We start from the raw sequence: 13,381 nt of genomic DNA on the forward strand, positions 1-13,381 counted from the left end.
GCGAGACAGCCGGAAAAGACCAGGTCAGTCGCGGCCGAGCAGGTAGTGGCCGAAGTGCGGGACGGTGAAGGCGATCTGCCCCCGCTCGGCGGAGAACACGAGGCCCTTCTTCATCAGGCTGTCGCGCGCCGGAGACAGGGAGGACGGCTTCCGCCCGAGGAACACGGCGACGTCCGCGGTGCCGGCGGGCTCGTCGCGTCCCTGCGTCAGCTCGGCCATCGCCTGCAGGTACTCCCGCTCGGCCGGCGTCGCGCGCTCGTAGCGCGAACCGAAGAACCCGACCGCCAGCTCCGACTCCGCTTCCGGCGCCGCGACCTGGACGTCCTTGACCGTGATCGGGTCGGACGGCGCCGCGTCCCAGGCCGCCTTGCCGTAGGCCTGGATGAAGTAGGGGTAGCCGCCGGACGCGTCGAAGAGCGCGTCGAGGGCCTCCGGCTCGATGCCGGCGTCCTCCCGCTCGATCGGCGCCATCACGGCGAAGTCGGCGTCCTCGCGGCTGAGCCGGTCGATGCGGGCGTAGCGGAAGAGGCGCTCGGAGTAGGACTTCGACGCCGAGAGCACGGCGGGCACGTGCGGCAGCCCGGCCCCGACGACCACGAGCGGCGCCCCGGACTGGGACAGCTCGTGGCAGGCCGCGCACAGCGCCGAGACGTCGTCCGGCTGCAGGTCCTGGATCTCGTCGATGAGCAGCGCGACGCCGGTCCCGACGTCCGCAGCCAGCTCGGCGACGTCGGTGAACAGCTCGACGAGGTCGATCTCGATGTCCCCGGAGTCGGCGCGTCCCTGCGCGGCGGGCACGTCGATGCCCGGCTGCCACCGGTCGCGCAGCTTGGCGTCGGCCTTGTTGGCCCGCAGCGCGAACGCCTTCAGCACCCCGAGGACCTCCTCGACGCGATCGGGCGCGCGGTGCCGCACGGCGAGGTCCCGGATGGCCCGGTGCAGCGCGGCGGACAGCGGCCGCCGCAGCTCGGCGTCCGGCCGCGCCTCGATCTTGCCCGCCCCCCACTTGTGCCGGACGGCCATCGCGCGCAGCTCCCCGAGGAGCACGGTCTTGCCGACGCCCCGGAGCCCGGTGAGGACGAGGCTGCGTTCGGGTCTCCCCCGCGCGACCCGTTCCAGCACCACTTCGAACGCCTTGAGCTCACGCTCGCGCCCGGCCAGCTCGGGCGGCCGCTGCCCGGCACCCGGGGCGAAGGGGTTGCGGATGGGGTCCACTCTGCCAAGCTATCGGCGTATCTAGCGCGGGCCCGATATTCCGCCATAGACGTCTAGGCGTGTCGCCGAGTTCGACCGGATGGTCTAGGCCGAGCGGGTACTCCGGCCGGAGGCGCGCCAGGACCTCCGAAAGGACGCCGCCATGGCCGTCGCCGAAGATCTCGACCGCGCCACCGACTCCCAGTGGGACTGGGTCGCCGAGCAGACCCGGACGTACCTGGCTTCGGGCGGCACCGAGGGGCACGAATCGAACGGCGTGCACACCCTCATCCTCGCCACGACCGGGCGCAGAACCGGCGTGCCCCGGCGCACCTGCCTGATCTACGGCACCTCGGGGGACGACTTCGTCGTCGTCGCGTCCAAGGGCGGCGCCGACGAGGACCCGGAGTGGTTGAAGAACCTCCTGGCGGAGCCGAGCGTCGGGGTCCAGGCCGGCACCCGCCGGTTCACCGCACGCGCCCGGGTCGCGTCCGCGGCCGAGCGCCCGGCCCTCTGGGCGCAGATGGCGCGCATCTTCCCGCTGTACGACGAGTACGCGCAGAAGACCGACCGCGAGATCCCGATCGTCCTGCTCACCCCGCAGGACTGAGCCATGCAGGGACGAACAGGTCTGCAGCCCCGCTCGTCCCTACCCCCAGCGCCGACTACGACGCAGGGTCAGTCGCCGAGGTTCCGTTCCGCGTAGATCTTCATCGCGTCGCGGATGAATTCCGCGGTCCCGGTGCCGTGCTTCTCGTCGTACGCGCCGTACCGCGGGTCATCCACGTACAGCTGTCCGAGGCCCGCGAAGTAGCCCTTCGACACCGAAGCGACGGCGGGCCGCAGCCACGCGTGCAGCCGCCGCGTGATCGCTTGGACGTCGTCGGAGCCCGGCGCGAGTCCCGCCGCGCGGGCGTCGCCGTACGCGGCCGCGATGTCGAGTTGCTCCTGCTGGTGGGCCTTCTTCTCCTCGGCCGTCAGGGAGGTCCACCACTCGTCGCCCTTCCGGTAGGCCTCCGCGCCCCAGCGCTCGGTGACCTCCTTCTCGTACTTCGTGTGGTCGAAGCCGTCGAAGACTTCCTCTGCCATCAGTCGTTCACCTCCTCTCAGTTTCCGCAGCGTCGTGCGGACCGAGTCGATCTGCCGCCCGATCCGCCGCTGCTCCTGTTCGAGTAGCTCCAGGTGGGTCTCGAGCGCCGCGACGCTGTCGCGTTGCCCGTCCAGGACCTCCGCGATGGCCGGCAGCCCGAGGCCGAGTTCGCGCAGCAGGAGGATCCGCTGCAGCCGGACGAGCGCCTGCTCGTCGTAGTAGCGGTAGCCGTTGCCGCCGATCCGGCTGGGCTCGAGCAGGCCGACCGCGCCGTAGTGGCGCAGCGTCCGGCTCGTGGTCCCGGCCGAGCGGGCGATGTCCTGGATCGACCACTCCATGGGTTCGACGATAGAAGTTGACGCAACGTCAAGGTCAACCGCTAAGGCTTTATAGCTCTTTCTAGCGCTGAGGCGATATTTCCGCAGAAAGGCCGATGAGGATTCGAGCCCGGGCCGAGCGGGCATCCACGGAGTAGGTTCGACCAGGCAGCGGCCCGTACGAGGAAGGCTATGACCGTGATACTCCGTCGAGTGGCACGTCCACTGCTCGCCACGATCTTCGTGACGGGCGGGATCAATGCGCTGAGGCAGGCCGAGGGGCACGCCAAGGCGGCGGAACCGTTCCTCAACAACGCGTTCGAGAAGTTCGGCGACGTCGTGCCGGAGCAGGTTCCCCGGGACCCGGTGACGCTCGTCCGGATCGACGCAGCGGTGAAGATCGGCGCCGGTCTCGCGCTCGCGGCCGGCAAGGCGCCGCGGCTCGCGGCGGGGCTGCTCCTCGGCAGCCTGGTGCCGACGACGCTGTCGACGCACAGCTTCTGGACCATCAAGGATCCGGGCGAGCGCCAGCAGCAGCAGATCCAGTTCTTCAAGAACGCGAGCCTGGCCGGTGGCCTGCTGCTCGCGGTCAGCGACACGCACGGGAAGCCGTCGGCGGCTTGGCGGGCGCGGCACGCCGCGAAGGACGTCGGCGCCGCGGCCGGGAAGCTGAGCCGCAAGGCCGAGAAGCGCGCGAACAAGCTCGCGAAGCGAGCTCAGAAGGCGCTCCCCCACTGACAGACGAAAGGGCCGTCCCCCGCGGGGGACGGCCCTTTCGTGTGCGGTTACTTCTCCAGGATCGCGGTGACGCCCTGGCCACCGGCCGCGCAGATCGAGATCAGGCCGCGGCCGGACCCCTTCTCGTGCAGCAGCTTCGCCAGCGTCGCGACGATCCGGCCGCCGGTCGCGGCGAACGGGTGCCCGGCCGCCAGCGACGAGCCGTTGACGTTGAGCTTCGCCCGGTCGATCGCCCCGAGCGGCGCGTCCAGCTCCAGCTTCTCCTTGGCGAACGCCGGGTCTTCCCACGCCTTGAGCGTGGCCAGCACCTGCGACGCGAACGCCTCGTGGATCTCGTAGAAGTCGAAGTCCTGCAGCGAAAGCCCGGCGCGCGCGAGCATCCGCGGCACGGCGTACGCGGGCGCCATCAGCAGGCCCTCGTCGCCGTGGACGTAGTCGACGGCCGCGGTCTGCGAGAACGTCAGGTACGCCAGCACCGGCAGCTTGTGCGCCTTCGCCCACTCGTCGGTGGCGAGCAGGACGGTCGACGCGCCGTCGGTCAGCGGGGTCGAGTTGCCCGCGGTCATCGTGCCGTCCGGGCCGCCGAAGGCCGGCTTGAGCTTGGCGAGCTTCTCGGCGGTCGAGTCCGGGCGCAGGTTCTGGTCGCGCGCGAGCTTGAGGAACGGCGTCACGAGGTCGTCGAAGAACCCGCGGTCGTAGGCGGCGGCGAGCTTCTGGTGGCTGGCGGCGGCCAGCTCGTCCTGCGCCTCGCGCGTGATCTCCCAGGCCTTCGCGGTCAGGGCGGCGTGCTCGCCCATCGACAGCCCGGTGCGCGGTTCCTCGTTGCGCGGGATCGCCGGGACGATGTGCCCGGGCCGGATCTTCGCGACGAGCTTGAGCCGGTCGCCGAGCGTCTTCGCGGCGTTGAACTGGATGAGGATCTGGCGCAGGTCCTCGTTCACGGCCAGCGGCGCGTCGCTCGTGGTGTCGACACCGCCGGCGATGGCCGAGTCGATCTGACCGAGCGCGATCTTGTTGGCGACGTTGACGATGGCCTGCAGGCCGGTGCCGCACGCCATCTGGACGTCGGACGCGGGCGTCGCGGGCGAAAGCTTGCTGCCCAGCACGCTCTCGCGAGCCAGGTTGAAGTCCTTCGAGTGCTTGAGCACCGCCCCGGCGGCGACCTCGCCGATCACCTCGCCCTGCAGCGAGAAGCGGCTGACCAGACCGTCGAGCGCGGCGGTGAACATGTCCTGGTTCGACGCCTTCGCGTACGGACCGTTGGACCGCGCGAACGGGATCCGGTTGCCCCCGATGATCGCGACCTTGCGCACGGAGGGCGCCTGCTTTGGTTGCTTCGGCTTCGGCGGCATGACTCCACCTCTCTGGTCGTGTCTCTCACACTGTAACCTACTCGGGAGTAGGTTAGACTGCGACGTGACGCAGACTGCACGGGAGGCATCCGATGGCTGACAGGTACCAGCAGTTCACGAAAAGCCCGTTGGGGAAGTTCGTGGTGCCGAAGCTCGGCCTGCCCAACCCCGCCACGCTGCGCCGGTACCAGCCCGGGCAATCCGCACTCGAGGGTCCCGCACTTCTCGGCGCCGCGCCCGGTGGCCGGCTCGAGAAGACCCTTCGGGACCAGATGGCCGACGCCGGCATCGAGGTCGTCACCTCCGCCGCCGACCGGCACGCGGCGCTGGTGTTCGACGCGACCGGCGTCAACGACCCCGCGCGCCTGCGCGAGGTCTACGACTTCTTCCACCCCGTGATCCGCAGCGTCGGCCCCTCCGGCCGGGTCGTGCTGCTCGGCACCCCGCCGGAGCAGGTCGAGGGCCGCGAGCGGATCGCGCAGCGCGCGCTCGAGGGCTTCGTCCGCTCGGTGGGCAAGGAGCTGAAGCGCGGCGCGACCGCCCAGCTCGTGTACGTCGCCGATGGCGCCGAAGAGGCGACGGAGTCGACGCTGCGCTTCCTGCTCTCGGCGAAGTCGGCGTTCGTCGACGCGCAGGTGATCCGGATCGGCTCCGAGCGCAAGACGGCTTCTCCGCCCGCGAACTGGGAGAAGCCCCTCGACGGCAAGGTCGCGCTGGTCACCGGCGCGTCCCGCGGCATCGGCGCGGCGATCGCCGAGGTGCTGGCCCGCGACGGCGCCCACGTCGTCGCCCTCGACATCCCCGCCCAGGGCGGTGACCTGTCGAAGGTGGCGAACAAGGTCGGCGGGTCCGCCCTCCAGCTCGACATCACTTCGCCGAGCGCGCCCGCGAAGCTCGCGGAGTACCTGAAGGAGCGTCACGGCGGCGTCGACGTCGTCGTGCACAACGCGGGCATTACCCGCGACAAGACGCTGGGGAACATGAGCGAGAGCGCGTGGGACTCGGTGATCGCGGTGAACCTGGCGTCGCAGCTCGCGGTCAACGACAAGCTGCTCGCCGACAAGGTGCTCAACGAGAACGGCCGCATCATCGGCGTCTCGTCGATCGCGGGCATCGCCGGCAACGTCGGCCAGACGAACTACGCGACGTCGAAGGCGGGCGTGATCGGCATGGTCAACGTCGGTGCGCCGCAGCTCGCGGAGTACGGCGGCACGATCAACGCCGTGGCGCCCGGGTTCATCGAGACCAAGATGACGGCGGCGGTGCCCCTGTTCATCCGCGAGGCCGGGCGGCGGTTGTCCAGCCTCGGCCAGGGCGGGCTGCCGGTCGACGTCGCCGAGACGATCGCCTGGTACGCCAACCCGGCGTCGGCGGCGGTGAACGGCAACGTGGTCCGCGTCTGCGGCCAGGCCCTGCTGGGGGCGTGACGGTGGCGATCCGCGAGCTCGACAGCACCCCCAGCCTGGCCACGCTGTACCCGAAGGCGCTGCTCGGCGGGGTGATCCGGAAGCCGTCCGGTTCTTCGCTGCCCGACACGGAGCTGGTGCGCACGGGCGTGGTCGTCGACCCGGCGCACCTGGCGGCGTACAACACGGTCTGCGGCTTCCGGCTGAGCGACGAGCTGCCGGCGACGTACCCGCACATGCTGGCGTTCCCGCTGCAGATGGCGCTGATGACCGAGCCGGGGTTCCCGTTCCCGCTGCTCGGCATGGTGCACGTGGCGAACCGGATCACCCAGCACCGCGCGCTGCGGCTGGGTGAGGCCTTGACGATCCGGGTGCGCGCGGAGAACCTGCGGCCGCACGAGAAGGGCCGTCAGTTCGACGTCGTCAGCGAAGCTTGGGCCGGGACCGACCTGGTTTGGTCCGACGTGAGCACGTACCTGCGTCGCGGCTCGTCTTCGGCGCCGTCCGGACGCCGGGAGCAGCTGGCGCCCCCGACGCCGGACGCGATCTGGCGCGTCCCGGCCGACATCGGCCGGCGCTACGCCGAGGTCTCGGGCGACCGCAACCCGATCCACCTGCACCCGCTGACGGCTCGCCTGTTCGGCTTCCCGGCCGCGATCGCCCACGGCATGTGGACGAAGGCCCACGCACTGGCGGCCTTCGAGGGACGGCTGCCGGAGGCGTTCACGGTGGACGTCCGCTTCAAGCAGCCGGTGCTGCTGCCGGCCAAGGCGGGCTTCACGTCGTGGGCCACTCCGGAAGGGTGGGCGTTCGAGCTGTGGAGCGGGTCGAAGCCGCACCTGGAAGGCGCGATCAGCTCACTCTGACGGCTTCCAGACCTCGCCCTCGATGAGGTCGTTGAAGCCCAGCCAGACGAGGTTCATCAGCCAGGACGCGAGGACGCCGTCGGAGATGTCGGGGTGGTCGAGGGCCCAGTCGGCCAGCGATTCGGCCGCCCCGACCAGGGCCGCGGACAGCCCCTCGCCGGAGAACTCGGCCTGCTCGCCGACGCCCTTGCGGGTGCCGGCGGACACGACGAGCGCCGCGACCAGCTGGATCGCGCGCGCCCGCATGTCGGTGATCTCCGCGGCGAACGCGCCGCCGACGGTGAGCGCCTGGCGGTGCAGCACCGTCCACGACTCGCGGTACTCCGCCACGAAGCGGTAGAAGGACCGCAGACCGTGCCAGAGCTGCATGTCCGGCGGCAGGTCGGGCTGGACGCCGGCCTGGATGGCCTCGAGCAGCCGCGTCGCCTCCCGGCGGATGCACGCGCCGAAGAGGTCCTCCTTGGAGCCGAGGTAGGTGTAGATCATCGGCTTCGACACCCCGGCGACGTCGGAGATCTCGTCCATCGAGGCCGCGTGGTAGCCGTGGCGCGAGAAGACCTGGACGGCCGCGTCCAGGATCTGCCGCTCGCGCACGGCGCGCGGCAGCCGCCTGGCCCGTTCGGGCGGACGCTGATCTTCCTCTGACACGCTGGACCTCCCTGTAGCTGCCCGGAGACGGTACCGGGAGCCGACCCGGGAGGGTGATTTCGGCACGCTTGCCGCTCTACCTACTGGCGGGTAGCCTTACGCATGAGTAACTGGAGAGGGAGTGACCATGGCCGACAACGCCGGGATGACCAGCGCAGATCGAGTCGCGGGCCTCCGTGGGGCGGCGCTGCTGGACGCGCTGGAGCGGCTCGATCCGCTGAGCCCCGAGGCGCACGCCCTCGACGTCAACGCGCTCGCCGACGCGGTGAACCCGAGCGACCTCGGCAAGGACGACTTCCGCCGGCTCCTGAGCGCCCTGCTGCGGCTGGCGGAGCGCGCCCCCGCGTTCGACCTGAGCAAGGTCGACCCGGCGCGGTTCGCCTCGTTGGTGGCCAGCGCGTCGCGCGCGCAGCTCGAGAGCGTCGTCGCGGAGCGGCCCCTGCGCGAGCGCGTGCTGGAGGAGATCTTCGCCAGGATGGGCGCGCACATCCGCCCGGACCGAGCCCGCGACCTGCACGCGGTGGTCCACTGGCGCCTCTCGGGCGGCCTCGGCGAAGGCGGCTACGACCGCTACGAGACGGTCATCTCCCACGGTTCGTGCACGGTGAACCGCGGGGCGCGCGAACGCCCCCGCGTCACGATCACGATCGCCCCGGCGGACTTCTTCCGCCTCATCACCCACCAGGCGACGCCGGCCGTGCTGTTCGTCACGGGAAGAATCAAGGTCAAAGGCGACCTCGCCTTTGCGGCCGGCCTGATCGGTTTCTTCGACCTCCCCCACCCCGTATAGTCCGTCGCCGTGCCCCGAAAAGCGAAGTGGCGCCTTTCCCGGCCCCGCACGGTTCGTGGCGGCCACGTGGTCAACGCGTTCGCGGAGAAGCTGGTCCTCGGCAAGCTGACCCCCGGCCAGTTCATCCAGGTCCTGGAAACCCTCCACATGCTGGGCGAGTCGGGCGCGGGCATCGAGCTGAGCTCCCTCTCGACGGACGTCCTGGTCGACGTCGTCCGCCGCGCATCCAAGGAACAGCTGAAGGCGATCGCGGACCACCCCGAGCTCCGTCCGGTGTTCCTCGACGAGATATTCCGCAGAATGTCGGAGCACTTCGTCCCGCACCGAGCTCGCCACGTCGATTTCGTGGTTTCCTGGCGCTTTTCCGACGGAACGGGTGAAGACGGCTACGACCGCTTCCAGACCGTGATCGAGGACGGCCTGTGCGTTTCTTCGACGGACTTGTCCCGAACGCCGGACACCACAATCACCCTGTCGGTGGACGACTTCATCCGCATGGCAACCGGCAACGCAGCGGTGGCGGCGATGTTCGTAACGGGGAAAGTGAAGGTGAAGGGCGAGTACGCCCCGGCGGTGAGGTTCTCGAGCTACTTCGACATCCCTAAGCCGTCCGATGCTTGATTAATTCATTGAACAAGGTGTTCGTTGAAGACGATCAAATATCGTCTTTTCCTTGCCGAGGCAGAAGCGGCGCCTCGATGCCCGTAGTGGAATCATGGTGAGCCTTGCACCAGGTGGTTCCTCCCAATTTGATCACCCCACCCTCGTCTTCGGTCTCGGCGGGGGCCAGACGAGCGCTTACGAAGCGACCCCTGGTCGGCTTGGGCAGACCCAAGGCAACGGCAAGATCGGGATGTGGAGCATAGTGTCCGAAAATCACGATCCCTTCCGGCCGTAAATGTGAGCGCGCGTCGCGGACCCGTTTCATCGAGTCGTCTTGTTGGGCGACAGTCAAGATGGTGGCACGGTTGACCAGGATTCCGGTCAGTTCGCGAAATAATTCGTCGACGCATTTCTGTCCGGAATTTGCGGCAAGAATACGATCTCGCTGTGTGCTGTCGAGGTCGAGAAGTGTGTTGTGTACCAGATCTCCGACCTCGAGCCAGAGTATTCTATTCTTGCCTTCATCGTTGATTCGGCGCTTACCGTCTCGCTGTTTACCCGGCGCCTTGAGGACTGACTCGTCAATTCGCAGAAGTCCAACGGCCCAGCGAGCAGTGTAATCGTTGGCCCAAATCAGGAGAGCCAATTGCGGCCCTCTGGAGTACATCTCGCTGGGGATCTCCCAGCCATACATCGTCTGCGACCACTTGCAATCCACCTCGATCCCGGCAATGCGGTAGTCGAGATGTTTGCCGTCTTCGAGATCCAGTTCTTTCTGAAGGTTGATCTGCACGAGTGTGCCGACGTGTGTTTTTTCCGTCTTGTTGAGCTGGTCGAAATCCCAACGACCTGTGCGCTGGCCGTCATAGATCTGGTCGAACGTCTCTCGTATCACGTCCGGAAGGCGATCGAGCAGTTCGACTCGAAGGAGCTCGTCGCGGACTTTCCAAAGCTCCTCGTCGTCACTGCGCGTCGGGGGCTGGTCAAACAAGCTCTTTTCAGGACCCAATTGCCGCGACGGTCGATTATCGGGGCGCGGTGGACGCGGCTTGCGTCTCTTGAGAGCCAATGGTCCCCCTCGTGCGTCAGTCGTTGAGATGTACGTCACTCCTTTCATATCATCTTGAGGCGTGGAACACCATGCAGATCGAGAGAGTCCGGACGAAATCGTGGCGTCGAAGTCCGGCACGACGCGAGTCGTGCGGCGTCATGCTCCCGAGTTGGTGACAGCGTTCTGTGAGCGGGCCTGGGTAGGGTCGCGACGGCCGGTTGACGGGCTACTGTGGACTCTTGGGGGATGGGGATGGCCGAAACTTCGGCCCAACAGGTCGTTGAAAATTTTGTGCGAACGCCTTCTATGGTCGATGAATACGAGAAATGGAGAAATAACCCGGACCGCGCACGAGTGGTCGATGTCGTGACCGATCATCGCACTGTGTTTCTTTATCGATTGAGCCCGGTTGATGTTCAGAAGGTTTGTCGAACAACCGCACATTCACTTGGGGAAATCCGCAAAAAAGACGTAGAGGGTCTGAGGTCCGCCCGCGATTGGGAGCCGGAGTTCGCATTTACGCACCTGTTTCACCGATATTTGGAGGGTGCGGAAGATCTACCGACCTGGCAGGCTTTTAGTCACTACCTGCTTCGCGACGCCGAAGGCGTCTCGCTTATGGGCGAAGACATATTTCGACAAGTCGAATTGGTGGTCCGCCAAGAGCGTGTATCCGAGAAGATTGCACGTCAAGCGCTCCAATGGCGCGTTGGCCTGGCGTACTACAGTTTCCTGAGAGAGGTCTACTCCGTCGTTTCATTGCGCTTTCGGGGATTCGACGTTCAAGTTCATCCCTTGGCGGACGCGCTCTGCAGGGTGGATGCATGGGTCAATGAGATAATTATCAGTCTCTGGGTGTCCAATGTAGAATTTCGCAAAGGTTCAGCGGGTCGTAAGAAAAAGGTGCAATCCCTCCTTCGAGGTGCTGACTGCACTTTTCGTTACGTCGACATCGAGCTGGATCGCGCAACGGCCTTCGGGTGTGTTCACTTACCTTCGCAGGAAGCTCTCGACCGCGCTGTGCGCTTGATCGAGTCCTCCGGAGAACTAGCGGTCTAGCCGGGCCCACGTCTCAATTCAGCTGGAGCAGAGGCGACACGTCGTCGCCGCGCTCTTCGGAGAGGTCGATCCTCGCAGGTAAGGCTTGAGGTGACGGGCGATCGCCTCTGCCAACATCGGGGGCACTGCATTGCCGATCTGCTTCGCCACCTGCAATTTGGTTCCGCACCACTGGAAGTCTTCAGGGAAGCTCTGCAGGCGTGCTGCTTCTCGATGGGTGATAGGTCGATCGACTCGATGACCGGTTTCGCCCGGCTCCCACTGGGGATGAAGGTACTGGCCCTTCTCTGGCTTGAAGAACTCTGTGCGAATGGTCAATGACGGCATGTCCCAACGCATACGTCCCATGACGTCTGTTGTTCCCGTCTTTTTCTCGCGCCAGCAACGGGATAGCAGCTCGTCAGGAAGATTGAATCTTCCGCCACCCGGTGGGATGTGCTTGTAGCGTTCGAGTGAGATCGGCTGGGGGTTGCGACCAATGTGAAGATCGGAACTCTTGAATATGCCGGGGATGTCTTTGCCGAAGAATTCCACTCGTGAAGCAGGCAGCTCGGTGGTCAAAGGGTGTTCAGGAATCCCTGAGAGGACATCCCGCGTCGTGTGCCAGTCCGGCAGGTCACCGAGAGTTCCCGGGCGGCTGTGTGTCGGCGTGGGCAGCGGGATCTTGCCGATCCGAGAGCCGATTACGATCGTGCGCTTGCGTCGCTGGGGCACTCCGAAGTCCGCAGCCAGCAAGAAACCCGATGACAATTCATAATCCTCCAGTAGACCACCGGAGGTAGCCTCGGCTTGCAGCAAGGCGAACTCGCTGGAGGAGAAGAACCGATCGACGTTCTCGATGACGAAGACCTTGGGACGCGCGTGGAGGACGAAGCGGATGTACTCTTTCCAAAGCTTGTTTCGCGGGTCTTGAACGTTGCGGGAACCCAAGTTCGAGAAGCCTTGGCATGGGGGGCCGCCGATGATCAGGTCCACTTCCGGGATCTCGGCATCCGGGATCGAAGCGATGTCCGCGAAGCGGGTGTGTGACTCTCCGAAGTTCGCGGCGTACGTGGCGGCGGCGTGCAGGTCGAACTCGACCGACATCACCGGCCGGAAGCCCTTGGCGGCCATGAACCCCGAGGTCATCCCGCCGCAGCCGGCGAACAAGTCGATCATCGTCAAAGTTCTCGTACCCACGTCAGCCAGGCTAGCCGACACCACCGACAGTTCCTGGCATTGACCCGTGCTACGACCGGCGCCGCGTCATGACGGTCGCGGCGACTCTCGCGGCCGCATCCACGGGATTCTCATGTTCCCAGACTCGTACGGCCAGCCATCCGGCAGCGTGTAGGCGTCGATCGGTGTCAGTGTCCCGCACCTGGTTCTTCTCGATCTTCTCTCGCCAGAACGGACCGTTGCGCTTGGGCCAGGTTCCGTGCTGGGGACAGCCGTGCCAGAAGCATCCGTCCACGAACACGGCAACCCGCGCAGGACCGAAGACCAAATCGGCTTCTCGTCGGACCTCGCGCAAGGGACGCCGATGGATCCGGTAACGCAGACCACGTCGATGGAGTTCACGACGAAGGGCGAGTTCCGTGCCGGTGTCGCGACTTCGCTGTCTGCTCATCCGAGCACGGGTGGCTTCCGTCGTCGAAAGGTTCGCCAACGTGAGTGCGCTCCTCCGGGCGTGAGGCTGATCCACGCTTACAGCTGAAAGAGCATAGCCAAGACTCGAAAGCCGGGCACGTTACTACTGACAGTCAACGATGAGAAGCCGATCTGTCGCTATCGGTGAGATTTCGTCTGATCAGTTCTCCACGATCCGGCCTTCGATCACCGTCGGGTGGTCGTGGCGGCGCTCCTCCTGTGGCGGCACCACCTCGCTGTCCACCACCATCACCGGCCCTCGGCGCTGGTTGGCGAACCGCACCGCTCGCTTCTCCATCCGCTTCAACCACAGCTTCCGAGCCACCGCGCGGGACGGCGGGAGGATCAGCAGCAGCCCGAGCACGTCGCTGACGAAGCCCGGGACCAGGATCAACACCCCGCCCAGCCCGACCAGCATGCCGTCGGTCAGTTCCTTCTCCGCTGGGCGTCCCGAGCGGGCCGCCGAGGTGAACGCCCTCATGGCCTTGCCGCCTTCGCGGCGGGCCAGCCAGGAGCCCAGGAAGGCGCCGGCCAGGAGGAGGGCCAGTGTGCCGAGCACGCCGACGGCTGAGCCCACCGCCCAGATCGCGGCGATCTCGGCGAAGACATACAGCAGGAACGCGACAGCCATACCGGGA

General features: G+C 66.8%; 15 protein-coding genes. 7 read left to right on the forward strand and 8 right to left on the reverse strand.

Annotation, left to right across the window (positions count from 1 at the left end; genetic code table 11):
- Positions 1-24 precede the first annotated feature (24 nt).
- Positions 25-1,215: a DUF8462 domain-containing protein gene (locus ACH54P_RS30040; protein ID WP_489906688.1), complete on the reverse strand. Its 1,191-nt coding sequence runs from the start codon at positions 1,213-1,215 to the stop codon at positions 25-27.
- 142 nt (positions 1,216-1,357) lie between these two features.
- Here ACH54P_RS30040 and ACH54P_RS30045 point away from each other — a divergent pair, with 142 nt between their 5' ends.
- The gene (locus ACH54P_RS30045) at positions 1,358-1,804 is read left to right on the forward strand and encodes a nitroreductase family deazaflavin-dependent oxidoreductase (protein ID WP_489906689.1); all 447 of its coding nucleotides are present in this window, start codon (positions 1,358-1,360) and stop codon (positions 1,802-1,804) included.
- A gap of 68 nt (positions 1,805-1,872) precedes the next feature.
- On the opposite strand, the gene ACH54P_RS30050 is transcribed toward ACH54P_RS30045, so the two are convergent.
- The gene (locus ACH54P_RS30050; protein WP_489906690.1) at positions 1,873-2,622 is read right to left on the reverse strand and encodes a MerR family transcriptional regulator; all 750 of its coding nucleotides are present in this window, start codon (positions 2,620-2,622) and stop codon (positions 1,873-1,875) included.
- A 171-nt stretch (positions 2,623-2,793) separates the two neighbouring features.
- On the opposite strand from ACH54P_RS30050, the gene ACH54P_RS30055 reads away from it, so the two are divergent.
- Positions 2,794-3,339: a DoxX family membrane protein gene (locus ACH54P_RS30055; protein WP_489906691.1), complete on the forward strand. Its 546-nt coding sequence runs from the start codon at positions 2,794-2,796 to the stop codon at positions 3,337-3,339.
- A 47-nt stretch (positions 3,340-3,386) separates the two neighbouring features.
- On the opposite strand, the gene ACH54P_RS30060 is transcribed toward ACH54P_RS30055, so the two are convergent.
- A complete protein-coding gene (locus tag ACH54P_RS30060) occupies positions 3,387-4,691 on the reverse strand; it encodes an acetyl-CoA C-acetyltransferase (protein WP_489906692.1) in 1,305 nt (434 codons plus the stop codon).
- A gap of 92 nt (positions 4,692-4,783) precedes the next feature.
- Here ACH54P_RS30060 and ACH54P_RS30065 point away from each other — a divergent pair, with 92 nt between their 5' ends.
- Together ACH54P_RS30065 and ACH54P_RS30070 are read left to right on the forward strand one after the other, a co-directional pair.
- Entirely contained in the window at positions 4,784-6,118 is a 1,335-nt protein-coding gene (locus tag ACH54P_RS30065; RefSeq protein WP_489906693.1) for a 3-oxoacyl-ACP reductase, read from the forward strand.
- A 2-nt stretch (positions 6,119-6,120) separates the two neighbouring features.
- Positions 6,121-6,963, forward strand: a complete 843-nt coding sequence (locus tag ACH54P_RS30070) for a MaoC/PaaZ C-terminal domain-containing protein (protein ID WP_489916712.1) — start codon at positions 6,121-6,123, stop codon at positions 6,961-6,963.
- On the opposite strand, the gene ACH54P_RS30075 is transcribed toward ACH54P_RS30070, so the two are convergent.
- Positions 6,955-7,611: a TetR/AcrR family transcriptional regulator gene (locus ACH54P_RS30075; protein ID WP_489906694.1), complete on the reverse strand. Its 657-nt coding sequence runs from the start codon at positions 7,609-7,611 to the stop codon at positions 6,955-6,957. The two genes, ACH54P_RS30070 and ACH54P_RS30075, sit on opposite strands and share 9 nt — an antisense overlap.
- Positions 7,612-7,738: 127 nt before the next feature.
- Between ACH54P_RS30075 and ACH54P_RS30080 the strand changes: the two genes are divergently transcribed.
- Positions 7,739-8,401 carry an SCP2 sterol-binding domain-containing protein gene (locus ACH54P_RS30080; RefSeq protein WP_489906695.1) on the forward strand — a complete coding sequence of 221 codons (663 nt, stop codon included), beginning with the start codon at positions 7,739-7,741 and terminating at the stop codon, positions 8,399-8,401.
- Between the two features lie 66 nt (positions 8,402-8,467).
- Complete coding sequence (locus ACH54P_RS30085) at positions 8,468-9,022, forward strand: SCP2 sterol-binding domain-containing protein (protein WP_489906696.1); 555 nt, start codon at positions 8,468-8,470, stop codon at positions 9,020-9,022.
- 34 nt (positions 9,023-9,056) lie between these two features.
- Here ACH54P_RS30085 and ACH54P_RS30090 read toward each other — a convergent pair whose 3' ends face one another.
- The gene (locus ACH54P_RS30090; RefSeq protein ID WP_489906697.1) at positions 9,057-10,013 is read right to left on the reverse strand and encodes a NaeI family type II restriction endonuclease; all 957 of its coding nucleotides are present in this window, start codon (positions 10,011-10,013) and stop codon (positions 9,057-9,059) included.
- A 294-nt stretch (positions 10,014-10,307) separates the two neighbouring features.
- Between ACH54P_RS30090 and ACH54P_RS30095 the strand changes: the two genes are divergently transcribed.
- Positions 10,308-11,114, forward strand: a complete 807-nt coding sequence (locus ACH54P_RS30095) for a hypothetical protein (protein WP_489906698.1) — start codon at positions 10,308-10,310, stop codon at positions 11,112-11,114.
- 18 nt (positions 11,115-11,132) lie between these two features.
- Here ACH54P_RS30095 and ACH54P_RS30100 read toward each other — a convergent pair whose 3' ends face one another.
- From ACH54P_RS30100 to ACH54P_RS30110, 3 genes are all read right to left on the reverse strand, one after another.
- The gene (locus ACH54P_RS30100; RefSeq protein ID WP_489906699.1) at positions 11,133-12,272 is read right to left on the reverse strand and encodes a DNA cytosine methyltransferase; all 1,140 of its coding nucleotides are present in this window, start codon (positions 12,270-12,272) and stop codon (positions 11,133-11,135) included.
- A 70-nt stretch (positions 12,273-12,342) separates the two neighbouring features.
- Positions 12,343-12,798: a very short patch repair endonuclease gene (locus ACH54P_RS30105; RefSeq protein ID WP_489906700.1), complete on the reverse strand. Its 456-nt coding sequence runs from the start codon at positions 12,796-12,798 to the stop codon at positions 12,343-12,345.
- 105 nt (positions 12,799-12,903) lie between these two features.
- Complete coding sequence (locus tag ACH54P_RS30110; RefSeq protein WP_489906701.1) at positions 12,904-13,374, reverse strand: FxsA family protein; 471 nt, start codon at positions 13,372-13,374, stop codon at positions 12,904-12,906.
- Positions 13,375-13,381 lie beyond the last annotated feature (7 nt).

The organism is Amycolatopsis sp. N2S4-7 (assembly GCF_058119595.1).